Source organism: Pantoea sp. SM3 (assembly GCF_000963995.1).
Lineage (GTDB): Bacteria > Pseudomonadota > Gammaproteobacteria > Enterobacterales > Enterobacteriaceae > Pantoea > Pantoea rwandensis_B.
Window position 1 is genome coordinate 1 of sequence record NZ_JZRD01000041.1, and the last position, 22,865, is coordinate 22,865.

The following is a 22,865-nucleotide window of genomic DNA, read 5'->3' on the forward strand; positions in this document are numbered from 1 at the left end:
TTTGTCTTAACTGATCGGCATTACCCCGTAAGGCGGCCTCTTCCGGCACTTCCCTGTGCAACCATCCGATACTTATTTGTACAATTCTGCGGTCATGTGCACGATGTTGCCGTTACTGGCTTCAATGATTTTGTATTGTTCGTTTTGCTGATGAGCCTGCGCTGCGATTTTCGCTTCTGCACCATCCAGAGTCAGTGAGGTTGCGGTCACAGTTTGTGCAAAGCTGGCAACAGACATCAGTGAAAGAGCGGCAACAGCGGCGATTGACATAGCTTTAATAGTTTTCATGGTCATATTCCTTGGTTTGTTTGATGAGAAGGCTGTGTGCCTTCGATGGAAACAATAATAACCATGTAAACTATTTCCATATTAACTATTAGTGCGAAAATTATGATCGCACTAATAGTTAACTGAACTAGGTCAACCCCAGCGATCTTATCACCTGAAGGACTTCCCGTTGATGCTCACTGGATAACGCACGCAGCGGGCGCGGCAAGTTATTTTCCTCCGCCAGCCCAAGCAGTGCCGCTGCGGCCGCTATCACGCGAATACTGCCGCCATGTTGACGGAACAGCGTCCAAAGCGGCTCCAGTCGCTGGGATTGCTCAACGACAGCAGCGAAATCGCCCGCCTGAGCGGCTCGTGTCAGCGCTAATGCAGTGTTGGGAAATAAGCCGCCACAGACGGAATACCAGACATCGCATCCCGCCATTAAACCGTTGCCGGCAGAGGCATCACCACTGACACCAAGGCTTATCTCTGCGGGGAGTTGCGCACGTAATGCGCTCACCCGCTGGGCTGCGGAATCTATGTCGGCAGGCACACCCGGTATTTTGATGGAAGCGATATTGGTAAGCGCGGCTATCCGTGCGTAAAGATCATTTGAAAACTCGGTGTGTGTCGTGCCTGGATTATCATAAACGCAGATGGGCAGTGAAACATTCCGCGCGACCTCGGCATAGAAGCCAAACACTTCGTCTTCAGTGAGCTTTTGGTAGGAAACCGCAGGTAATAACAAAGCGCTTACGCCTGCATGCTGCGCATCTTCCGCCAGTCGCAACACCTCATCCGTGCTGGTTGCGCCAATGCTAACCATCACCGGAATGCCATCCGCATGCTGTACGGCCAACGTCGCCACGCGCTTGCGCTGCTCGCGGGTGAAATAGGCGTAGCTACCGGTTGAACCCAGCACGCCCAGTGAATCGACTTTTGCCGTTGTTAGACGCGCGAGAAGCGAGAGAAAGGATTTTTCATCGATGCCAGTCGCATTGACCGGGGTCAGCGGGAAGGCACTAAGACCTGAAAACATAGCCAGCTCCTGTTAGATAATGTAAAACGCATCTTAACAACAGCTGACTATTTGTCATAGGACAAAGCCGTTAGCGTTTGGCCTTTCTTCTAAAACCTAGCCAGAACAGCCCCAGCACCACGATGAGCCCGGCAGCGACCATGCCGATGCGCGACACCAGCATCAGCGGCGAAGCATCACCACCAGCACGTAGCGATTTCACCCGCTCCTCGCTGATCTGCACCTTGCTGTGCCCGATATCTTGCATCACATAGTTAGTCAGCGCAGCGATTTGGTGGTCGTTGAGTTGATCGGCAAAGCCAATCATCCCTTGCCCCTTTTCAGGCCAAACACCTTGCAGGACTGCCATCGCCACATTGTCCGCATTGGGCTTATTCAACACCGGATGATTTTGTAATGCCGGCAGTCCATTCAGCCCCTCGCCTGTCAGGTTATGGCAAGATGCACAGTTATTGCGATAAATCTGTGCGCCTTCGCTTAACACGGCCTGCGGCGTATCGTCACCTCTTACCGGCGTCCTGCGATTGGCCTGCGCAGGTTCAGCAGTGGCGCTATCCTGAGGTAACAAATAAGTCGCAATAGCCTGGCGGTCTTCTGGCGTCATACGCGAGAAGCTCTTATCGATCGCTTCCAGCATCGGACCGCCCGCGGTTGCGCCGTTGCTGGCGTGGCCAGTGGCAAGATACTGCGCCAACATTTCACGTGTCCAATGCGGTTTGCCCTGCAAGGTTGCCGCCGTGATATCAGGTGCAAACCAGGTACCGAGTGACGCGCCCTGCAAGTTTTTGTCCTGCTGTTCCGCCATCAGGAAATTACGTGGTGTATGGCACGTGCTGCAGTGGGTTAACCCCTGAACCAAATAGGCACCGCGATTCCACTCTTGTGACTGCTTCTCGTCTGGCTGGAATGGCTTGCTGTCCATAAACAACAGATTCCATGCTGCCATGCTGAAACGCAGATTGAAGGGGAACGGCAATGCCGTTTTCTCTGGCTGAATATCTACCGGCTGCACACCCTGCATAAAGTAGGCATACAATGCAGCGACATCTTCATCCGTGAGCTTCGCGTAAGCGGTATACGGCATCGCCGGATAAAGCTGGCTACCATCACCGCGAACCCCTTTACGCAACGCATCGGCAAACTGCTGCTCGCTGTATTGGCCGATCCCCGCCGTTTTAGAGGGGGTGATATTAGTACTGAAGATCGTGCCCAGCGGGCTGGCAATCGCGTGGCCGCCACTGAAAGGTGCTTTACCCTCTTCGGTGTGACACGCGCCGCAGTCACCGGCAATCGCCAGGTACTCTCCGCGCTTAATCAGTTGCTCATCCGCTGCATGCGCTTGTGAAACAGCCAACGCCAACGTGCCTGCTGCAAGCAGGGCTTTCCAGTGCTTAGCCATGTTGCGTCTCCAGCAGGATTTTGTCGGCGGTGCGAAGAGCCAGTGCCATTGCCGTGAGCGTGACGTTACAGGTGCCCACTGTTGGCATCACACCCGTGCCAACCATAAACAGGTTCTGATGATCATGTGCACGCCCCCATGCATCGGTCACACTGGTCGCCGGGTCGAGGCCCATAGAGAGCGTGCCGGTGATGTGCTGACGATTAGAGAACTTACCGGTTTTGCTGTGCTTGATGTTGGTTGCGCCGAGTTTGGCCGCAATCGCGTCATAGCATTCACGCGTTTTTTCGGTGCCTTTGGTGACGTAATCGCTCACATCCCAATACAACGAAGGTGTTGGCAAGCCCAGCTCATCTTTGTTGCTGCTTAAAGTCACACGGTTGTTCGGATCGGGTAACTGTTCCAGCGCATTCTTGATGCTGAGTCGGCGGGCAGCACGGAAGCGAATCTCTTCTTCCAACTTCTTGCCGAATAAACCTTCAGCCAGCACTTCTTTCGTAACAGCAGCGACTTGAGACGCGTTAGAAATATCGATGCGGAACGGGGCATGTTCACTGCGGAATTCGCCATCACGGAATTGACCGATTGAGCACGGGCTAACAGGACCACGGCCTGGCCAGATCTCTTCATCGACATCAAAGGTGACGCCAATCGCCGGGTGATCGCACAGGTTACGACCCACATTGTCATGCGCATTCGCAATGCCGTTAGGGAACTTGTCACTGACCGACATTAACAGCAGTTTCGGTGTTTCAATGGCGTTAGCGGCAAGCACAAAGGTTTCTGCCGTCACACGGTGGCTGACTTTGTTCCAGTCATAATAATTCGCCGCCACGATATTGCCTTTAGCATCGTGCTCGAGTTGATACACCACCGCTTCAGTTATCACCTTCACGCCACTGTTCTCTGCCTGCTGTGCCGCAATACCGCCATGGTATTGCGCATCAATCGGACAAAGCGGCATACAGTTGTTATTGCCGCAGCATGCCGGACGCCCGTCATAGCTGTGGCTATTACGACCGGTACTGTCATCCAGAACGGTAAAGTCTGGCGCAAGGCGGGCCGTCACACGCTGTTGCAGCCAGGAGGCTGGCACGCGTTCCATCGGATAGGGTTTACTGCGCGGTGAGCCATTGTCGGGTGAGCCGCCTACTCCCGCAATCACTTCGGCCTGATAGTAGTAATCTTCCAGGTCCTCATAACCGATCGGCCAATCTTTACCCACGCCATACTGGCTGTGCTGACGGAAATCGTTGGGAACAAAACGCCACAACTGCGCCGCCCAGTGCCAGCTGGTGCCACCAAACATACGGATATATTGCGCAGCAAAGGGATGTGGTCCCGCCTGATGCAGATAATCATTGGGCTCCGGCGTATAGCGCGGATGAGGTGCCTTTGGCGAGAAGGGATACGGTGACATAAAGTCAGATTTAAACGCCGACGCGCGGAAACGCTCAACGAGTTGATCGCGTCCGACTTTCGGACCCGATTCCAGTAACAGCACCGATTTACCGGCTTTTGCCAGACGTGTCGCCAGCAGCGAGCCATTGACGCCCGCGCCAATCACGACCACATCAGCGGAATTATTATTTTTCATAACCGACATTACTCTCTGAATCAGGGCTGTTGTGCCCAGCTACCACACTCGCCGTAAGAAAAGCCCGGTGGCACTAATTTGTCATCCACCAGCAGATTGGCGAGTGTATTCACGTAAGTGACGTAAAGTGCGTGATTGCCTTTGCCGACCACACCGTTATACCAACCCCCCAGGATCGCTTTTGCCAGCTTTTCGCTGTCTGCGTCAGCGGCAAATGTCAGATGATCCTGTTGCAACAGCTCTGGCTGATTCTGTAACAGCGTTTTCAACTGCGTGAGCGCCTGAAGAAAACCTTTTTGCGTTTGGGTATGAGCGAGCAACAGCGCACGCCCCACCGTGGCATTGAGGTTTTCTTGTTGCGTCAGCAACTGTGAGACCTGCATGAAATCGTCCAGCCCAGTCACATTAATCAGTGATTGCGCGGCATTCAGGCGCGGCAACGGTAAAAGCTGGCCTGCGGCGCTGGCAATCGTCACCAGGCCGACCATCTTCAACACGCGGCGGCGTGAGTAGTGCGTCATAATGTCTTCCAGTAAAAGCGTCGCCCGCGAACTCGTGGGCGACAGAGTCGAAATTAAAGCTATTTTTTATTTCTGCGGCGCAGCAACCACCACGCCAGCAGCGCAACAAACACAACAGCGCCGAGGCCAACACCAACCTGCGCCAGCATCACCAACGGCGATGAAGGGCCGCCACGGCGGATCTCAGCCACTTGCTCAGGTGAAATTGTCACTTCCACGTTACCGTAATGGTGCAATATCCAGTTCGATAGTGTGGCAACTTGTTGGTCATCAAGGTGATTAAGCGCATTCGGCTGGGATCCGAAGGGTGGCATAAAGACATCACCTTTTGCGGTAGGACGCTGCACACCGTAGAGAATGGTGGCGATAAGGTTCGAAGGATTGCGCTCCGCTGTAGCACTATTATGGAATAGGCTTGGATAATAGGCGTCTTTTGTTCCTTCACCGCTGCTGCCATGACAAGACGCGCAGTTTCCAGAGAACAAACGTGCACCTTCATCGCTGGTGGGTGCGGTAAACGCATCTCCACGGAACGCCACTAAATTCTGTGCTGCCTTGCCCTGTTCGAAACGTGATGCACCGCTAGCTGGTGCATTTTTATCTGTCACGCTACTCATATATTCGGCTATCGCCGCTAAATCTGCGTCGGATAAATGCTGGAAGCTATGGGTAATCGCTTCTGCCATGCTACCTGCGGCCTGGGCTTTATCCGCAAGACGCCCCGTTTTTAAGTAGGTCATCAGATCCTGTTGCGACCACTGACCAATACCGCTCACTGCGTTAGCGGTAATGTTTGGAGCAAACCAGGGTCCTACCTGCGCACCGGTAAAGGCCTCTCCCTCTTTCTCTTGCATCAGGAAACCACGCGGCGTGTGGCAGGTACTGCAGTGTGCTGCACCATCAACCAGATAACGACCGCGATTCCAGCTCGCCGATTGAGAGGCATCCGGTGTGTAGCCCGGCGCTTTTAAGAACAGCGCGTTCCAAAACATTATTGAGAAGCGCAGATTAAGCGGGAATGGCAGATGCGTCTCTTCGGTGGTCTTATCCACCGGCTGAACACCAGACATGAAGTAAGTGTAGAGCGCGTGGATATCCTCATCCGTCAAGGTGGCGTAAGCAGTGTAAGGCATCGCCGGGTAAAGATTGGCACCATCAGCACGCACACCTTTGCGCACGGCATCAGCAAATTGCTGCTCGCTGTACTGGCCAATGCCCGCGATTTTAGACGGCGTGATGTTGGTGGCAATGATTTCACCGACCGGTGATTCGATCACTTTCCCACCCGCAAAAGGCTGTCCATGTTCTGCTGTGTGACAGGCGGTACAATCTGAGGCTACCGCCAAATATTCGCCTTTTTTGACCAAGGCATCATCAGCGGCATGAGCGGCACCACTTGCCAGGGCGAGGACCAGCGCTATCTGTTTTAGCTTTAACATGATTACGCCTCCTGTGCCTGTTTAACGATGGCATCAGCGGCTTTAAAGGCGAGCGCCACCATCGTCAAGGTGCTGTTACCGCACGCAGTACTGGCCATCGCCCCGCCGCCCGGCAGGAATAGATTGCGGTGATCGTGAGCGCGACACTCGTTATCCACTACCGAATTAGCCGGGTCGTTACCCATGATGGTGCCACCCATGATGTGCTTGCTCTGGTTATATTGTTTCGAGAACTTCTTATCGATCGCGCCCATCGCTTCGGCAATCTTGTCAGCGATTGGTTTGGAGTAGTTCTGGTACGAACGGCGAACATAGTCGCCCACATCGTAGTGAATGGCCGGTTTCGGCAGACCGAGCCAATCCTTTTTATCACTCAGCGTCAGGCGGTTATTGGCATCAGGCAGGATTTCATGCGCCAGCACGATATCGGCGGTACAGGCGGTCATACGGCGGATCTCTTCATCCAATGCTTTACCCACCAGCCCTTTCTCCAGTGCGCCAAAGGTGACGAAACGGTTGCGCGCAAAGTTGTTGAAGCGGAAGTAAGCACCAGCATGCTCAGAACGGAAATCGCCTTGCGAGGTTTCCATAATGCCGCTGTTCACCACCGGTCCTACGCCCGCCCAATAAGGTTCATCCAGCGTCACGGTCATGGTGATTTGTGGATGATCCATCATATTGCGGCCGACTTGATCGGAGCTATTGGCAATACCGTTCGGGTTGCGTGAATCAGCAGACATTAGTAGCAGCTTGGGTGTTTCCAGCCCGTTACACGCAATGATGAACAGCTTGCCGCTGACACGATGGGTTTGCTTGTGCTGATCGTAGTAATGCACCGCTTCGATTTTGTTGCCAGCATCGGTTTCAATACGCCACACCACGGCGTTATCAAGGATGGTGGCACCTTTGGCTTCGAGTCGGGAAAGTGCAGTTGCACCATCATACTTCGCACCAACCGGACAAACCGGCACACAGTTGTTATTGGCGCAGCATGCTGGGCGATCGTCATAGGACATGCCGCTGTTACGGGCCTGCGCGGTAGGGATGTTGTGCAGCCCCAGCTTCTCGCGCACCACTTCGGTAAAGCGTGCTTCACCCGGTCCAAACGGCAGCGCGGGCATCGGATAAGGTTTCGAACGCAGCGGAGGCCATTGCAGTGCTGGATCGTCCGGCCCACAAATGCCCAGCTTATATTCAGCACGGGCGTAATAAGGTTCCAGCGTCTGATAATCAAACGCCCAGTCACGGCCAACGCCGTATCGAGAATGCAATTGCATATCCGCAGGCGTTAAGCGCCAACATGTGCCCGCCCAGTGCCAGGTCGATCCACCTGCATAGCGCACATAGCTTTGCGCATAAGAGTCTTCGCCGCTTAATTGCAGATACCCTTTGCCCGCCCCTGCCGGTTCCGGATGCGGAGCCCAATCGCGTGACGGGTAACACTCAATCGGGTTGCCTTTGGCCGCCAGGGGTAGATTGCGATAATTTTCAACGATTTCAGCACGCGAAACGCGCGGACCGGCTTCCAGCATCAATACCGGAATGCCGGCATCAAGCAGTTGCTCAGCGATCACCACACCGACCACGCCGGTGCCAACGATCACCACGGGTGACTGAGAAGGAGCTGCCATATTTTATCTTCTTTTATTGGTCAGAATTGCGGTACGGGAAGAACCGGTGTGTTGGTGCGCTGCCAGTTATTGGGCCCACTGATGCCGTAAGACGGAATCGTGATGGTGTCCATCGTGGTGTGCCAGGTCAGCGCCTGTTCAAAAGCGAACGCTTTTGCCGAACGTCTCGATTCGAGGCAGCCGGTGTACCAGCCGAAGATGATCTTGTGCGCCAGTTGCTGCAAAGCACCTTCCGGAATCGCCGGGAAGAAGTCTTCAACGATCTGCGCCTTATTGGCTTTGGCAATCGCCAGCAGATGATTGAGATTTGTCATTAGATCCGGCTGATCGAGTTCCAACAGCGCCAACATACGCTGCCCGACCGCATCATCCAGTTTGTGATTGACCAGAAGACGAGATATCTGCATGAAAGGAATGAAATTTTTCGACGAGTCTGCAAACGCCAAACGCGGAAGCGCCAAGGTGATCAGGCCGCCAGCCACGATCACAGCGCCGGACAGTAACACTCTCCGACGTGACAACTGGACCTCGCCAGGCGGCAGGTCTTGCAACTTACTCATGGTTTATCCCTGGTTAGTGACACGGCTCAAAACCCATCGCAAAGCGAAGGTAAAAAATCTAATTATTTGAATAACGTAACAGCACCGCGAGTTAACAATCACATAACGCAATGTTAATCAGATACCTAATAACGACACGGACTTTTAATATAATAAATGGTTCTTAAACAAAAGCCATACGTAATGATGTTTTAAAATCAAAACTGAGTGAGTTTGGGCATTAAAAGCTAACGTATAATCACTTTGAGTGATGTATGTCCCAACAGAGATGAAGGCTGGGAGATGCGAGATGCAAGATGTGAGATGTGAGATGGGAGATGGGAGATGGGAGATGTGAGATGTGAGATAGGAGATGTGAAATGCGGGGATTATCATGACCATAAAAAAAGCCGCCATCCTAAAGAGATAGCGGCTCGCAAAACAGCAGAAACTTACTTACTCAACGTTGCATTCAGCGCATCAATGGAAGTCTGCAAGCCCGCTTCTACGCTCATGGTCAGATCTTCCATCTCCAGCGACACGTCGCCGTTGTAACCGGTCATGCGCAACACAGAGAAGAACTCTTTCCACCACTTCAGATCCTGACCGCAACCGACAGCCACGTAGTTCCAGGTACGGGTTTTCGTGTTAGTCACCGGTTGATACTCCATCAAGCCGTCAACATCGGCCAAACCACGCTCAATGCGCGCGTCCTTGCCATGGACGTGGAACACCGCCCCTTCCAGCTTACGTGCAGCAGCAATCGGGTCCGCGCCCATCGCAATCAGGTGCGAAGGATCGAGGTTCATGCCGATCATGTCATCCACCTCGTGACGCAGGCGCAACAATGTCGAGGGGTTGTACACCAATTGGCAGGGGAACTCTTCAATCGCGATTTGTTCAACGCCATGCTGTTTGGCGTGCTGGACAAATTTCTTCCACCATGGAATCGCCACCTCATTCCACTGATAATCGATCACACCCGGCATATAATCTGGCCATGAGATGGTAGAGGTAATCCAGTTCGGCACGCGATCTTCTGGCCCCCCACCTGGCAGGCCACTCATCATCACGATCTTTTTCACGCCCAACTTGCCTGCCAACTCAACCGCGCGATAGCTGCTTTTCGTGTGTGCCTCACCCAATTCACCTGGTGCCAACGGGTTCCCCGAGCAGTTTAGCGCCACGATGCGCATTTCACGTTCAGCCAGCTCTTGCTTGAACTTCTCCAGTTTCTCTGGCGATGCCAGCAGTTCCTCTGTTTTCACGTGCGGGCAGGGTGACCATCCACCCGCCGTCATTTCTACGCCCTCAATACCGTAGCTTTTAACTTTATCCAGCATCGCCGCGAAAGGTAAATCCGCCAAAACGTCAGTACATAATGCAAGCTTCATTGTTTAATCCTTCATCTGGTGCGTAAATCACGCTTTCTCAAATTGTTCGATAAAATCTTGTTTGGTTTTTGCATTGGCTAATAACGTCGTTTTCACTTCATCGCCAAGCAAATTGGCAATATCAGCCAACAGTGGAATATGTTCATTTTCGGTTGCCGCTACAGCAACGACGACAAACACCACTTTTCCAGCACCCCAACTCACACCATTTGGAAATTGGAAAACCTGATATCCGGTTTTAATCACCTGGTCGAGGTTCTCTTTCGCACAATGAGGGAAGGCAATACCCGCTCCAATATAGGTAGAAACGCTTTTTTCACGCGCTAACATGCCATTGATAAAACCCGATTTTACATAACCGGATTGCTCTAACGCCTTTGCCGCAATCTCAATGGCTTGGTTTTTATTCGCTGCCCGACATTGCAAATGCAGCGCATCTTCCGTCAGTTTCAACATCGTCATTCCTCACTTTTCGCGAGAAGTTAGGTTATTAGCGATAAAGCGCGGGCTGCTCTGGAATCACCACGTCATGTTTCTCGCCATCTTTCAGCGATGCCAGACCAGCATCACAGACCAGCGCGACGACGTAGCCATCCCAGGAGGAAGGGCCGCTCATTTCGCGACCATCACGCACGCTGTCAACAAAATGCTGAACTTCGCGATCGTAAGCCGTTGCAAAACGTTCCATGCAAGATTGCGCAATGTGCTGTGCATTGCCGTTCAGTGAACGGGTGCTAATGAACTGTTGCTCCGTCAAGGCGGCAATGGCATTTTCACCAATCACTTCACAGCGGATGTCGTAGCCATAGTGGCAGTTCACAAACAGTTCATCGTCAATACGAACACCGGATTCGGTTTCGAAGATCACAATCAGCGGATCCTGCAAGTGCGGCAATGCCCGGCGGGTTTTCTTACGCGGCTTGTCTACTCGCACAGACGTGATGTTTTCGTTTAACAAATAGCGAATGATGTCGATTTCGTGAGTGGCGGAGTCGTTCACCGCCATCTCAAGCGTGTAACTCTCTGGTACAGACGGATTGCGGTGAGCACAGTGAATCAACATGATGTCACCCAACGCCCCCCCCTCAATTGACTGCTTCAGCGCCTGATAACCCGGGTCAAAACGACGCATAAAGCCCAGTTGTAAAAGGCGCTTACCCGCTTTAACTTCTGCATCAATAATTTCTTTCGATTCATCAGCCGTGGGTGTCAGCGGTTTTTCGCAGAATACGGGCTTGCCCGCGTTAAAGGCCGCCAGAATTTGTGCTTTGTGCACCGGACCAATAGAGCAGATAAATACTGCATCGACCAATTCGGAATTGATCATCTCTTCTGCATCATAAAACGCGGTGGCACCAAATTCGTTGGCCACGGCATCGGCTGTTGTGTGGTTAATATCGCAAACAGCAGTGACTTGCGCGCCGGAAATAACATGGTGGAAGCGTTTCAGATGGTCCCGGCCGATCATGCCCAGACCAATTAAGCCGATTTTGACTGTCATTTATTAATCCTCAGGTTAAAAACGAAATTTCTTTTCAATCTGTTCTAACGTCAGGCCACGCGTTTCTGGCAAATATTTCACCAGCAGAATAAGCATGATGACGTTAGTAGCACCGAAGAAGCCGAAGGTCATGCCGCCACCGTAATGGCTAAGCAAATAAGGGAAGATGGATTGGATCATAAAGTCGAAGATCCACAGGCCAAATACCGCAAAGCCCATGCCGACACCACGCATTCTTAATGGATAGATTTCCGCTAACATCAGCCAGAATACCGGCGCAATCCAACCCTGCATAAACACCAGGAATACCAACATCAAGCCCAGAATGACATAAGGTGCGTTGGCGAAATTGGCATGCAGCGTATCCACTCCGTTGACGGTTTCAGTGTGGAAAAAGAATTTAAATGCCAGGCCAATCAACACCAGGCTAACGGTGACTCCAGCCTGACCGGTGAAGAACATTTTTCGGCGTGAATGCTTGCCAATCAACGCCATGCCCAGCAGCGTCGCCAATACAGAGATAATGCCGTTTGCCACCGCGCCGGTAACCGCTGCCGCATCACCGAGCCCAGTCGCCTTCAGGACGGTTGGCGCGTAGTACATGATGGTGTTGACCCCAGTCACTCGAGTGGCCAGCACAATCATTAAACCAATCAGAACCAGTTGAATCACCCAGCGATTTTTTAGCTCGGCGAACAGATTAAACTTCACCTGATCAGCCTTAACGATCTGCTGAATCTCTTTTACTTCGCGGTCTACTTCCTCCGGAAGGCGCAATGTTTTCAGCACCTTCACGGCTTTATCCGTTTCGCCACGGCGAATAAAGAAGCGTGGCGATTCAGGCATCATTAACATCCCGAACCACAATAGCGCGCCCGGCAGCGCTGGAATCGCCAGCATAATGCGCCAGTTGTGCTGCATTTCTGGATACAGGTTTACAATCGCAGCGTTAACGGAATACGCCAGGAATTGCCCGGTCACGATCATTAATTCGTTCACCGTCACCAATCGTTCACGCTGATCTGCCCGCGCTAATTCGGAAATATAAATAGGTACAGTAACGGAGGCACAGCCCACCGCTAAGCCCAGAATAAAGCGAGCCACAATCATTGAGGGCACATCCCAGGCGAATGCAGTGCCTAAAGCGCCAAACATAAAGATAGCTGCAACCCATAGCAGGTTTTTACGCCGCCCCTGTTTATCCGATAAATATCCGCCAAATAACGATCCCAGTGCCGCACCGAATAACAGGAATGAGGTAATAAAACCTTCCTGCGCAGGTGTCAGATTCAGGTCATACTTCATGAAGATCAGCGCACCGGAAATAACACCGGTATCGTAACCAAAGCATAAACCACCAATCGTCGAAACAATGGTGATTAACCGCATGCGCTGAGGATTTTGCAGGTTTGTTTTATTATACATAGCTGTTCCATCTGGTTGTAAGGTAAAACCGTTGCAAGCCGTATTTTTGGTCAGTCGTCGCTGAGGAATTTTACGCAGCCTGAATCAGAACATTGATTTAATGCACAACATCATTATTGTTATTTTTCTGGCAACGCTGAACGCGCTGTCAGTCCCCTTCTCGTTACGACAACGTTATATCAAAGTGAATTTCAAACACCAGTCGCTCTCGCCCACACGATTTAACAGCGTGCGAAAGATCATATATTCCTCACAAAAAGCACAAAAACCAGTGATTAAAGTCACACTGCAAACATTGTGCGTTGACATAGCAAGAATGAAGACAGATTAAAAAAGCCTTTTTTTCGCATATTTGTTAAAATATTTCTTAGCGACTATGGCACGCATTCAATGGCACTTATCGTCTGTGGTTTCGACAATTTTGTATTTCAACCTGTTCGAACACCGCAATTTTGATGATATTTTCATTTTAGTCGCCAACTTATCCCTATTGATTGCAAGTTCATGCTCCTCAACACAACATCATGCTTTCCTGGTATTTAATGCGTGGGTATATTTTGATCAAAATAAAAGTGTGACGGCGATCAAACTTAAATTTTAGCCAAGGTTTAAAAAACAAAAATCAACACTTGGCACTCTCCTAAAATCATCAACTCCTTACCCATCAATGGATTAAATATCAGTAAAAAGCAAAATTGATGATTACGAGGCTGAAAACTAATGCAAGAATAGTGCTATACCAACAGGAGCTACCATGATTACCTTTTGCATAAATGAACATCCCTCCGCCCGCGGTTTCGACAACAGTTTGCGTCCGCGCCTGGCGTTTATGTGCAAAGCAGAAGGTAAGGAAGAGGCCATTCCTCGCGTCATGCACAAGCATGATGACCGCTTTGAGGTGATGTTCATACGCTCAGGTAGTGGCAGCTATAACATTGATGGCCGTGGCTATAGCGTCAAGCAAGGCGATATCATGTTGTTTAACGCGAATGTACTTCATGACGAAAGCCCTGATGCGTCAGACGATTTATTGATCTTCAGCTGCGGCGTCGAACAACTCAAGGTTGATGGCTTGCCTCTCAATGTTCTCACCACGCGCGCCCAACCTGCCGTGATGCCCAGCGGTGAGTTTTATGATGAAATTTGCCAGTTGTTTGATCAGATGTGGGCGCACGTTAACAGTAGACGTCTCTACAGTGCCGAAATCGTCGATAACTTACTAAGCGTGCTGCTATTGCTGTGCCGCAATATCTGGATAGAAAACAAACAAGAGCAGGAGAGTAATAACACACTACTGGGACAACGCATCAAAGATTACATTGATAATCACTACAAAGAAGATATCGCACTGAGTTCGATCACCGCAGCCTTGAATATGAATCAATTTTACCTGGCGCACGTATTTAAAGATTATTCAGGTTATTCACCCAAACAATATCAGACGCGTCGTCGAATTGGCGAGGCGCAAAATTTGCTATTGAGCACCAATCTGGGTGTCACTGAGGTGGCTAACGCCGTGGGTTACGATAACGTCAATAACTTCCATCGCATCTTTCATAATCTTGTCGGCATTCCACCTGCACGCTATAAAAAATTCTGGCTGACCGGGCAAATTAACCGTTAATTTTTCGTTCTTCCAAAAGCAAAATGCCCTCTTTCGAGGGCATCTTTTCATAGCGCAATCTTATTTCAGTGCAATACGCGCAATACCATCGGTACCTTTAGTTGAAGAGTCTTTATTGAACTCAGCCTTCAAGGTTACATACAGGGTATTGTTATCCGGTCCAATCAGCAGGCTGTTGGGATTCTGTTCGAATGACCAACTGTTCTTCACTGCGTAAGTGGTGGCATCCAACTGCAGTACTTTCTTCGATTCGCGCTGGCTGATGAAGATCTCATTGCGCTTCGCATCGAATTTAATGCCCAGAGAATCACCTTCGATACGCTTGATCACTTTTCCGGTGCGCTCGTCAAAGACCAACGTGGCTTTGCCTTTAGAATCGTCAGTCACAAACAGGCGGCCAGTGGAGGGATCTTCTGCCATGTTCAGGAACAGATACTCTTTACCGTCACCGGCTGTCCAGCGCTTCTCGATTTTGTGGGTGCGCGGATTAATCACCAGGATCTCGCCAGAGCCGTTGGCCGCATAAATACGTTCAGTAACCGGAGAGTAAATAATGCCCGTTACCCATTTGCCCGCATTTTTAATCTCGGTTTTCAGCTTGAAGGTCTTAGTATCGACCACGGAGATGTAACCTGGATCGGCCACTCGACCGACATACAACTCATTGCCATGCCACAGCACTTCACGCGCGCCCGCTGGATAGCCTTCTTTGCTGATTTTGCCCGGGAACACTAAACGCTGCAGCACTTTACCGCTTTGCGCGTCCACTTTGGAGATGGCGCCATCCAGTGAGTTGGTGGTGTAGAACACGCTGCCCTGCTCATCGATCGCTGTACCAAAGTTTTTCAGATCGGTGTGAGTCTCACCCTTGGTCTCAAGCGTCGCAGGATCGAGACGATAGATCATACCGCCGTTTACATCTTTGAATGCCTGTGCGCTGGCAACAAACAGTGCTTTCGATGCTGGAGAGTAGGCCATTTCGTACAGACCATCGCCCAGGTCGCGTTTCAACACTGCGGTATCAACCGGTTTTACAGTTTCAGCGGCTGGCGCCTCGGCTTTTTTGGCAGGTGCCTGGCAAGCCGTCAGGCTAAATGCTGCGGCGATCGCCATAGCAACAGTGGCTTTACGCGGGCTAAACAACGATTTCATGCTGAACTCCATCAATGGATGAACGCCTCCGACCACATCGTAGCGGGCGGAAAATATAAGAAGAATGAGAATCATACGCATTAACGAAAAGTAATCAAATATTCGCGTAGATTTATGTGCTTAATCCATCCACTTAATGAAATGACCGTTCAGCCAAATCTGGCGCTGCGTAGGGCTAAAACGCGTAAAACTTGCCTGAGAAATGTGAAAACGTCCGCAACTAAAGGGTTATAAATCCGCCTGGTGAACTGAATTTCCTAGAATTTACACATTATTACACTTCAGATTGAATCCTTGCGAGATTCTATAAAGCAAATGATTATCATTGGCGTTCGTAATTATATAGTGCATTCGTTTGTTCTGCCCTTTTGGGTAGCACGACGCAACCACCAGCATAACAACCGAAGCGTAATGGCTTCTTATCACCATCATTTACCACGGAAACGATTATGTCTTCGATCGGCAGGGAATCAGGTATCCGCAAAACGTTCAGCGTTTCATTGTTGGCTATGGCAGTACACGCCCTTCTCAACCCCTCATTGGCGCTGGCTGCCGATACCACTCAGCAGGATCTGGTGGTCAATGCGACCACCAGTGACAGTAGTGATGACACTGAAAAACAGGACTATGCGGTGAAAACCACGCGAGCGGGCACCAAGCTGCTACTCACGCCGCGTGATGTGCCGCAATCTGTCAGTGTGGTGACCCAGCAGCGTATGCAGGATCAGCAGTTGCAAACTGTCACTGATGTGCTGAAAAACACCACCGGTATCACCAGTAATCTGGTGGACTCTGAACGTTCTGAATACTATTCACGCGGGTTTAAAATCACCAATTTCACTTATGATGGAATACCCACTTCAGTGGGCGACAGTTGGAACTACGGTGATGCTGCATCTGATACCGCTATCTATGACCGTGTTGAAGTGGTTCGCGGTGCAACCGGCTTAATGACCGGCGCTGGCAGTCCTTCTGCTTCAGTGAACATGGTGCGTAAACATGCCGACAGCAAAGATTTCACGGGCTCAGTCAGCGCGAGCTATGGCAGTTGGGATAAGCAGCGTTATGTTGCAGACATCGCAGGACCACTCAACAGTGATGGTTCCTTGCGCGGACGCGTCGTAACGGGTTATCAGGATCAAGACAGCTGGCTAGACCGCTATCATAAAAACAAGAAATTCCTCTACGGCGTAGTCGATGCGGATTTAACCGACAACACGACCCTTTCTCTCGGCTATGACTATGAAAAAGCAGATACCCGCGACCCAACCTGGGGTGGTTTACCGATTTTCTACAGCAACGGTTCACTCACGCATTACAACCGCAGCCTGAATTCTGCCGCAGACTGGACCTATTATCACACCGAAGTGCAAAAGATATACGCCGACCTTGTGCATAACTTCGATAATGGCTGGAGTGTCCATGTGAATGGTACCCATGCTAAGAATACCTTTAGTGACAAACTGATGAGTTTGTACAGCGCATTCCCTGATGAGACCACTGGTGAAGGTGTGACCGGCTGGGGAAGTCTCGACCGCGGTAAACGTGAACAAACATCGGTTGATGCCTTCGCCAGTGGACCCTTTGAGCTGTTAGGCCGCCAGCACCAATTGATGGCAGGTCTGAGCTACAGTCGCCAACACAACCAGACCTACAGTCAGGATGGCGTCACCGACCTCGATGAGTATGACATTACCTCAGCGGCTATGGGCCCTTTCAATAACAACTGGACCGGCAACATTGCCGAGCCGGAGTGGCAAGGTTGGTATCTGAACGCTAACGACGTCATCCGCCAAAAATCTGCCTATACGGCCGCACGCTTCTCACTCGCCGATCCCCTGTCGTTGATCATTGGTGCGCGTTATACCGAGTGGAGCACGAACGGCAGTAGCGGCAACGTGACCAAAAACAACACCACGCCATATGCAGGCCTGGTGTATGACATTAACGATACCTGGTCAGCGTATGCGAGTTATACCTCGATTTTCCAGCCACAAACTTACCGCGATAGCACAGGCCACTATCTCTCCCCGGTGACCGGGAAAAGCTACGAAACCGGTTTGAAATCGGCCTGGTATGACGGGCGTTTGACCGCCACTTTCGCCGTGTTCCGTATTCAGCAGGAGAACGTTGGTACAGAAGAGAACGGCGTTTACGTTAATAACAGCAGTGAACAAGCTTACACCGCCACCAAAGGCGCGCGCAGTAAGGGGGCAGAGTTTGAACTGAACGGTGCAGTCACCGACAACCTGCAATTAACCTTCGGTGCAACACGCTATGTGGCGCGCGATTCGGAAGGCCGCTATAGCTCAGACCAACCGCAAACCCAGTTTAAGCTGTTCACCCGTTATCAGGTGCCAATGCTGCCCGATCTGACTATCGGCGGAGGTATTAACTGGCAGAACCGCGTATTTGAAGATGTGAGCGCGCCAGATGGCAGCACCCAGCGCGTGTATCAGGGAAGCTATCCACTGGCAAATCTGTTTGCCCGTTATCAGGTCACCAAACAGGTTGCGGTGCAAGCTAACGTCGATAACTTATTCGACCGTGAGTACTACACCTACATGAACAACTATGTTTACGGTGAGCCGCGCAACTTCTCGGTTAGCGTGTCATATCAATTCTGATAAAAAAATCCCCGGCGCCAGGCCGGGGATTCTTTTTACATCACGCTTTATTTTTATAATTAAAGCTTATCTGCGAATTCTGTTCACGTGGCAGACGCCGCGCCTCCAGATATACCGATTTCCAATACGGATTATTCAGTGAGGAGCGCATCACACCCTGGCTAACCGAAGCGTGGAGGAATTGATGGTCGGTGTCATAAAAGCCAACGTGTAACTCGTGTTTGATACGAAAGAACACTAAATCACCGGGTTGCAGGTGCGCCTTATCAACCGGCTGACCCATGGCAATTAATTCGCGCGTTGTGACACGATCCATTGGAATATTGAAACGATCTTTTAACGTTCGCCAGACAAAACCGGAGCAATCCACACCGTTTAATTGCGTGCCGCCCCACTGATATTTGGTGCCTTCCCATGAGTGCATCTGGTCGTGTAATGCCGCGATCACGGGAATCAAATCGGGTTGCTTACCACCATCGGTTGAAGCATCGACACTCTCTTCCGCAGGAGCATGAGAAGTTTTGGAAGAGCAACCTGCCAGGGTAATAACAAACAGACAGGCGATAAATTTTCTGGCCGCAGAGTTGATCATGGGATGACGTTTTCGCTGAGGGAGACAGTGGTTAGAGATTTATACCGCAAAAAAGTTGCAAAAATAAATAGCTCGCCGCTGAATTCTTTTAATCCTCTTCTTTTTTACTTAAGTTTACGCAAAGGTAACATCATGTATTTGGGATAAAAATTATATATTCCTTCGCCAATTTTCGCTTCGGAGGTTATTAATTCGCCCAACTCTGCTGCTATTTCATCCCACCATCAGCATCTGTCTGCCGATGGTGGCAAGCGGGCATCATTTTATTGTTTGGCTTTACTGCGTAACGGCGACTCTGGCAGGAATAATGACAGAATAAAGGCCAGCGCCATCACCACCGCCGCCATCTGGAATGCCGCATGTACCGCTGCGCTAAATACCTGCAAATATGCTTGTTGCACATCATACGGCAAATGGTGCACTGCGTTCGGGTCCAGCGTGGTGGGCAATACATCGCCCTTTTCTACCAATTCAGTCAAACCCGATGTCAACACGTGGCTAAACATCGCGCCGAACAGCGCCACCCCGATTGAACCGCCAACCGAACGGAACAACGTGACAGAGGATGTGGCGACGCCAATACTATCTGGCGTCACACTGTTCTGAACGGCCAGGACTAACACCTGCATTACCATGCCCATGCCCATTCCGAGCACGCAGGCGTAGAGATAAATTTGCCACAGCGAGGATTGCAGCGTCAGCGTCGTCATGAGTGCCATCCCAACCGTCGCCAGCAAGGTTCCGCCTATCGGGAAAAGACGATACCGACCAGTACGACTGATAATGCGTCCGCTGATAATCGACGTCACCAGCAGTCCGCCCATCAGCGGTAATAACTGTAGCCCGGCTTCGGTCGGGGTTGAGCCCTTCACCACCTGCAAATAGAGCGGCAGGAAAGTAACGCTGCCAAACAACGACATCCCAACAATAAAAGCCATTAAACTGGAGAGCGAAAAACTGCGATTACGGAACAGCCCAAGCGGAATAATCGGTTCCCATGCACGACGTTCTTCGTAGATAAAGCCAATCACCCCGACCAGACCAAATGCCAGGATGCACCACAACTGTGGATCGCTCCATGCCCGCAGCGTACCGCCTTCACTGGTAAACAGGGTGATACCCACTAGCGCAAGACTCAGGCAAACAGCACCAGGATAATCAATCTCATGCGGTTTACGTTTGTTATCAGCTTTAAACACCGCATTAATAATCAGCAGCGCAAATAACCCTAACGGTAAATTGATATAGAAAATCCAGCGCCACGAGGCGTGCTGGACGATAAAGCCCCCCAGTAATGGCCCCACCACGGTCGCCAGACCGAATACCCCGCCAAAGAGTCCCTGGTATTTACCGCGTTCTGCTGGCGGAATGATATCCGCCACGGCCGCCATACTGACCACCATCAGTCCACCACCGCCAAGACCTTGCAGCGCGCGGGTAAAGATCAGTTGCTCCATATTTTGCGCTAGGCCACACAGTGCCGAGCCGATGAGAAACAAGATGACCGAGATTTGTAGCACCGTTTTACGGCCAAACAGATCGCCAAACTTGCCGTAAAGCGGGACAACAATCGTCGAGGCCAACATGTAGGCCGTGACGATCCACGACAGCCGATCAAGCCCGCCCAATTCACCCACAATGGTTGGCAGTGCCGTCGAGACGATGGTCTGGTCAAGGGCGGAAAGCAGCATGACCAGCATCAATGCGCCCATCAGCAAGCGGACAGAAGGAAGACGCTCTTCTCCACTGCCTGAGTGAGGCACAAGTGTTTTAGGTTTCATATCAGACACCAATTGAAATTAATTAAATACACAATTAATATTGATCGAAGTCTGACATGAAACAAGTGAGCGCGTAAAGATGACCGCACAAAAAGTCCCAGCTGATGATAAGACAACCCCTGCCAAACCCCGCCGTCCTGGACGTCCTCGGGGCGGTGCCATCACGGCACAACAGCGCGAGCACCTGTTGGACATTACGCTGGAGATTTATGCCGAAAGCGGCATCGCTGAAACCTCGCTGAATGCGATTGCACGTAAAGCTGGCGTGAGTCCGGCGATGCTCAACTACTATTTTCAGTCGCGCGAATCGTTGTTAGATGTGGTGGTTGAAGAGCGCTTTTTACCGCTACGCCAGCGTCTTGAAGCTCACTTCAACAACGAAGAAAGTGACCCTGTCACTACTTTTAGTGGATTTATTCGTGAAATCGCTGACATCGTACTGAACAACGATTGGTTTGCCCCACTGTGGATGCAAGAAGTCACCAGCGGTTCTCACGGCTTAGGTCAGCACATTAAAGAACGATATGGTCATGCGGGACGCGACAAAGTCAGGGCTTTGATTGTGCGCTGGCAGCAGCAGGGATTATTAAATGCGGCGTTAAACCCCGATTTGTTGATGACCTCCATCCTGAGCCTGATCCTCGTGCCGTTCACCCGCTTCGCCAATGAGCCGGAGTTTGATACAGAGCGCATTGTGCAGCACACCCTGAGCTTGTTCTGTCAGGGTATCCGTCCGCTCAGCTAACCCGTTTATTGCTTCGCATCTACACTGTTGAAAGGATACTCAGCGAGCAGGAAAAGATTTTAATCCCTGATGCCAACTTGAAGCTTATGCACTGACGCTTTAACTATGACTTACGAGGTAGCACCAGGCCTGGTTTATCAGTTCTAATACCCTTCACGATTAAAAAATGGCGGCTTTGAAGCCGCCATTTCGCTTTTATAGCAATCAACAAACGATGGTTACGGATACAACCCGCGATCCTTCCTTGCCAGCAAGATCCGTTCACAGGCCACAGCGTAAGCCGCTGTTCTCAATGTTACGTTCAGCGCATCCGCTTTATGCCACACCGTTTCAATCGCGTGCTGCATAATGCTGTCCAGCCGTTGATTGATCTCCTCTTCGCTCCAGAAGAAGCTGGAGAAATCCTGTACCCATTCGAAGTAACTCACCGTCACGCCGCCCGCATTCGCAATCACATCTGGCACCACAGCAATGCCGCGTTGCTGCAAGATATCATCGGCTTCCGGTAGCGTCGGACCATTTGCACCCTCAATAATCAGGCGGCACTGTAGTTGGTGGGCACGTTCAGCAGTGATCTGCCCTTCTAGCGCAGCAGGCACCAGAATGTCGTAAGGCTGCGTCCAAAAATGTTCATCCGCTATCGTATCAGCCCCCGGGAAGCCCGCGATGCTGCCGTGAGCCTGCTGCCACGTCTGTAACGCCGGGATATCCACTCCGCTGGACAAATACAAGGTGGCTTTGTGATCCTGCACCGCCACCACTTTTGCCCCAATCGCATGGAACAGTTCGGCGCTGACGCTGCCAACATTACCAAAGCCCTGCACCGCCACGCGGCTACCCGGCACATCCATGCCCAGCTTAGTCGCAGCGCGGCAACCGGTGACGAAAACCCCACGCCCGGTGGCTTTGACGCGTCCCAGTGACCCGCCCAGATGCACCGGTTTGCCGGTCACTACGCCGGTGGTGGTGGCGCCAACGTTCATCGACCAGGTATCCATCATCCACGCCATGACCTGCGCGTTGGTGCCGACATCAGGGGCGGGAATATCCTGTTGGGGACCAATCATATTGCCGATCTCGCTGGTATAGCGCCGGGTTAAACGCTCCAGTTCTTTATGGGATAAGGTTGCCGGGTCGACACGCACGCCGCCTTTTGCTCCGCCAAACGGCAAATTCAGTGCGGCGCACTTCACCGTCATCCATGCAGAGAGCGCCATCACTTCCTGCAACGTCACATCAGGATGGAAACGCACACCACCCTTACCCGGCCCACGCGACAAATTGTGCTGCACGCGATAACCCTCAAAATGACGCACTGAGCCGTCATCCATTTCCAGCGGGATATCAACGATTAATGCCCGCTTCGGATGCGTTAACGTATCAGCCCAGCGGCTGAGATCGCCAAGCAGTGGCAACACGCGTTCAACCTGCGTCAAATACGTTGACCAGGCTGAGTGACAGTCGCCTGTCACATAGGAAAGTTCAGACAAACTGACCTCCAGATTTTTACTGTCAGGATAGAAGATGCCGCCAACGGCAGAATGGCGGCGAGAGGATTGGTTTAGTCGTGCAGGCCGAGTTTTTTCTCC

General features: G+C 51.3%; 19 protein-coding genes. 3 read left to right on the forward strand and 16 right to left on the reverse strand.

What is annotated here, in order from left to right:
- Positions 1-72: 72 nt before the first annotated feature.
- The 12 genes from VI01_RS21585 to VI01_RS21640 form a co-directional block, all read right to left on the reverse strand.
- Positions 73-288 (reverse strand): YdgH/BhsA/McbA-like domain containing protein, encoded by a 216-nt coding sequence (locus VI01_RS21585; RefSeq protein WP_045816570.1) that lies wholly within the window; start codon positions 286-288, stop codon positions 73-75.
- A 127-nt stretch (positions 289-415) separates the two neighbouring features.
- Positions 416-1,309 carry a dihydrodipicolinate synthase family protein gene (locus VI01_RS21590; protein ID WP_045816571.1) on the reverse strand — a complete coding sequence of 298 codons (894 nt, stop codon included), beginning with the start codon at positions 1,307-1,309 and terminating at the stop codon, positions 416-418.
- A gap of 70 nt (positions 1,310-1,379) precedes the next feature.
- Positions 1,380-2,708, reverse strand: a complete 1,329-nt coding sequence (locus tag VI01_RS21595; protein ID WP_045816572.1) for a cytochrome c — start codon at positions 2,706-2,708, stop codon at positions 1,380-1,382.
- Positions 2,701-4,305, reverse strand: coding sequence for a GMC family oxidoreductase (locus VI01_RS21600; protein WP_045816587.1), 1,605 nt, complete (start codon positions 4,303-4,305; stop codon positions 2,701-2,703). Before VI01_RS21600 ends, VI01_RS21595 begins: the two co-directional genes overlap by 8 nt.
- A gap of 20 nt (positions 4,306-4,325) precedes the next feature.
- The gene (locus VI01_RS21605) at positions 4,326-4,826 is read right to left on the reverse strand and encodes a sugar dehydrogenase complex small subunit (RefSeq protein WP_045816573.1); all 501 of its coding nucleotides are present in this window, start codon (positions 4,824-4,826) and stop codon (positions 4,326-4,328) included.
- 59 nt (positions 4,827-4,885) lie between these two features.
- The gene (locus VI01_RS21610) at positions 4,886-6,265 is read right to left on the reverse strand and encodes a cytochrome c (protein WP_045816574.1); all 1,380 of its coding nucleotides are present in this window, start codon (positions 6,263-6,265) and stop codon (positions 4,886-4,888) included.
- Positions 6,266-6,267: 2 nt separating this feature from the next.
- The gene (locus VI01_RS21615) at positions 6,268-7,896 is read right to left on the reverse strand and encodes a GMC family oxidoreductase (RefSeq protein WP_045816575.1); all 1,629 of its coding nucleotides are present in this window, start codon (positions 7,894-7,896) and stop codon (positions 6,268-6,270) included.
- 20 nt (positions 7,897-7,916) lie between these two features.
- Positions 7,917-8,456: a sugar dehydrogenase complex small subunit gene (locus VI01_RS21620; protein WP_045816576.1), complete on the reverse strand. Its 540-nt coding sequence runs from the start codon at positions 8,454-8,456 to the stop codon at positions 7,917-7,919.
- A gap of 431 nt (positions 8,457-8,887) precedes the next feature.
- Positions 8,888-9,829, reverse strand: coding sequence for a sugar phosphate isomerase/epimerase (locus tag VI01_RS21625; RefSeq protein ID WP_045816577.1), 942 nt, complete (start codon positions 9,827-9,829; stop codon positions 8,888-8,890).
- Positions 9,830-9,856: 27 nt separating this feature from the next.
- Entirely contained in the window at positions 9,857-10,285 is a 429-nt protein-coding gene (locus tag VI01_RS21630) for a PTS sugar transporter subunit IIA (RefSeq protein ID WP_045816578.1), read from the reverse strand.
- A gap of 34 nt (positions 10,286-10,319) precedes the next feature.
- Positions 10,320-11,330 carry a Gfo/Idh/MocA family protein gene (locus VI01_RS21635; protein ID WP_034829912.1) on the reverse strand — a complete coding sequence of 337 codons (1,011 nt, stop codon included), beginning with the start codon at positions 11,328-11,330 and terminating at the stop codon, positions 10,320-10,322.
- A 15-nt stretch (positions 11,331-11,345) separates the two neighbouring features.
- Positions 11,346-12,755: a sugar porter family MFS transporter gene (locus VI01_RS21640; protein ID WP_045816579.1), complete on the reverse strand. Its 1,410-nt coding sequence runs from the start codon at positions 12,753-12,755 to the stop codon at positions 11,346-11,348.
- 754 nt (positions 12,756-13,509) lie between these two features.
- Between VI01_RS21640 and VI01_RS21645 the strand changes: the two genes are divergently transcribed.
- On the forward strand, positions 13,510-14,379 hold the full coding sequence (locus VI01_RS21645) for an AraC family transcriptional regulator (RefSeq protein ID WP_045816580.1): 870 nt from the start codon (positions 13,510-13,512) through the stop codon (positions 14,377-14,379).
- Positions 14,380-14,439: 60 nt separating this feature from the next.
- Here VI01_RS21645 and VI01_RS21650 read toward each other — a convergent pair whose 3' ends face one another.
- Positions 14,440-15,531 (reverse strand): YncE family protein, encoded by a 1,092-nt coding sequence (locus tag VI01_RS21650; RefSeq protein WP_045816581.1) that lies wholly within the window; start codon positions 15,529-15,531, stop codon positions 14,440-14,442.
- 449 nt (positions 15,532-15,980) lie between these two features.
- Here VI01_RS21650 and fhuE point away from each other — a divergent pair, with 449 nt between their 5' ends.
- Entirely contained in the window at positions 15,981-18,158 is a 2,178-nt protein-coding gene (gene fhuE, locus VI01_RS21655; protein WP_045816582.1) for a ferric-rhodotorulic acid/ferric-coprogen receptor FhuE, read from the forward strand.
- A gap of 40 nt (positions 18,159-18,198) precedes the next feature.
- Here the strand turns inward: fhuE and VI01_RS21660 are convergent, their stop codons facing one another.
- Positions 18,199-18,750 carry a C40 family peptidase gene (locus VI01_RS21660; RefSeq protein WP_045816583.1) on the reverse strand — a complete coding sequence of 184 codons (552 nt, stop codon included), beginning with the start codon at positions 18,748-18,750 and terminating at the stop codon, positions 18,199-18,201.
- A gap of 263 nt (positions 18,751-19,013) precedes the next feature.
- Complete coding sequence (locus VI01_RS21665; protein ID WP_045816584.1) at positions 19,014-20,531, reverse strand: MDR family MFS transporter; 1,518 nt, start codon at positions 20,529-20,531, stop codon at positions 19,014-19,016.
- Positions 20,532-20,610: 79 nt separating this feature from the next.
- Between VI01_RS21665 and VI01_RS21670 the strand changes: the two genes are divergently transcribed.
- Complete coding sequence (locus tag VI01_RS21670) at positions 20,611-21,276, forward strand: TetR/AcrR family transcriptional regulator (RefSeq protein ID WP_045816585.1); 666 nt, start codon at positions 20,611-20,613, stop codon at positions 21,274-21,276.
- 218 nt (positions 21,277-21,494) lie between these two features.
- Here the strand turns inward: VI01_RS21670 and VI01_RS21675 are convergent, their stop codons facing one another.
- Positions 21,495-22,766, reverse strand: coding sequence for a Glu/Leu/Phe/Val dehydrogenase (locus VI01_RS21675; protein ID WP_045816586.1), 1,272 nt, complete (start codon positions 22,764-22,766; stop codon positions 21,495-21,497).
- Positions 22,767-22,865: the final 99 nt, after the last annotated feature.

Excerpts from the sequence above, each read along its gene's own strand:
- VI01_RS21630 (WP_045816578.1), bottom strand. The coding sequence starts at position 10,285 with ATGTTGAAACTGACGGAAGATGCGCTGCATTTGCAATGTCGGGCAGCG.
- VI01_RS21615 (WP_045816575.1), bottom strand. The coding sequence starts at position 7,896 with ATGGCAGCTCCTTCTCAGTCACCCGTGGTGATCGTTGGCACCGGCGTG.
- fhuE (WP_045816582.1), top strand. The coding sequence starts at position 15,981 with ATGTCTTCGATCGGCAGGGAATCAGGTATCCGCAAAACGTTCAGCGTT.
- VI01_RS21590 (WP_045816571.1), bottom strand. The coding sequence starts at position 1,309 with ATGTTTTCAGGTCTTAGTGCCTTCCCGCTGACCCCGGTCAATGCGACT.
- VI01_RS21670 (WP_045816585.1), top strand. The coding sequence starts at position 20,611 with ATGACCGCACAAAAAGTCCCAGCTGATGATAAGACAACCCCTGCCAAA.
- VI01_RS21640 (WP_045816579.1), bottom strand. The coding sequence starts at position 12,755 with ATGTATAATAAAACAAACCTGCAAAATCCTCAGCGCATGCGGTTAATC.
- VI01_RS21625 (WP_045816577.1), bottom strand. The coding sequence starts at position 9,829 with ATGAAGCTTGCATTATGTACTGACGTTTTGGCGGATTTACCTTTCGCG.
- VI01_RS21605 (WP_045816573.1), bottom strand. The coding sequence starts at position 4,826 with ATGACGCACTACTCACGCCGCCGCGTGTTGAAGATGGTCGGCCTGGTG.
- VI01_RS21650 (WP_045816581.1), bottom strand. The coding sequence starts at position 15,531 with ATGAAATCGTTGTTTAGCCCGCGTAAAGCCACTGTTGCTATGGCGATC.
- VI01_RS21610 (WP_045816574.1), bottom strand. The coding sequence starts at position 6,265 with ATGTTAAAGCTAAAACAGATAGCGCTGGTCCTCGCCCTGGCAAGTGGT.
- VI01_RS21645 (WP_045816580.1), top strand. The coding sequence starts at position 13,510 with ATGATTACCTTTTGCATAAATGAACATCCCTCCGCCCGCGGTTTCGAC.
- VI01_RS21635 (WP_034829912.1), bottom strand. The coding sequence starts at position 11,330 with ATGACAGTCAAAATCGGCTTAATTGGTCTGGGCATGATCGGCCGGGAC.
- VI01_RS21660 (WP_045816583.1), bottom strand. The coding sequence starts at position 18,750 with ATGATCAACTCTGCGGCCAGAAAATTTATCGCCTGTCTGTTTGTTATT.
- VI01_RS21585 (WP_045816570.1), bottom strand. The coding sequence starts at position 288 with ATGAAAACTATTAAAGCTATGTCAATCGCCGCTGTTGCCGCTCTTTCA.
- VI01_RS21600 (WP_045816587.1), bottom strand. The coding sequence starts at position 4,305 with ATGAAAAATAATAATTCCGCTGATGTGGTCGTGATTGGCGCGGGCGTC.
- VI01_RS21620 (WP_045816576.1), bottom strand. The coding sequence starts at position 8,456 with ATGAGTAAGTTGCAAGACCTGCCGCCTGGCGAGGTCCAGTTGTCACGT.
- VI01_RS21665 (WP_045816584.1), bottom strand. The coding sequence starts at position 20,531 with ATGAAACCTAAAACACTTGTGCCTCACTCAGGCAGTGGAGAAGAGCGT.
- VI01_RS21595 (WP_045816572.1), bottom strand. The coding sequence starts at position 2,708 with ATGGCTAAGCACTGGAAAGCCCTGCTTGCAGCAGGCACGTTGGCGTTG.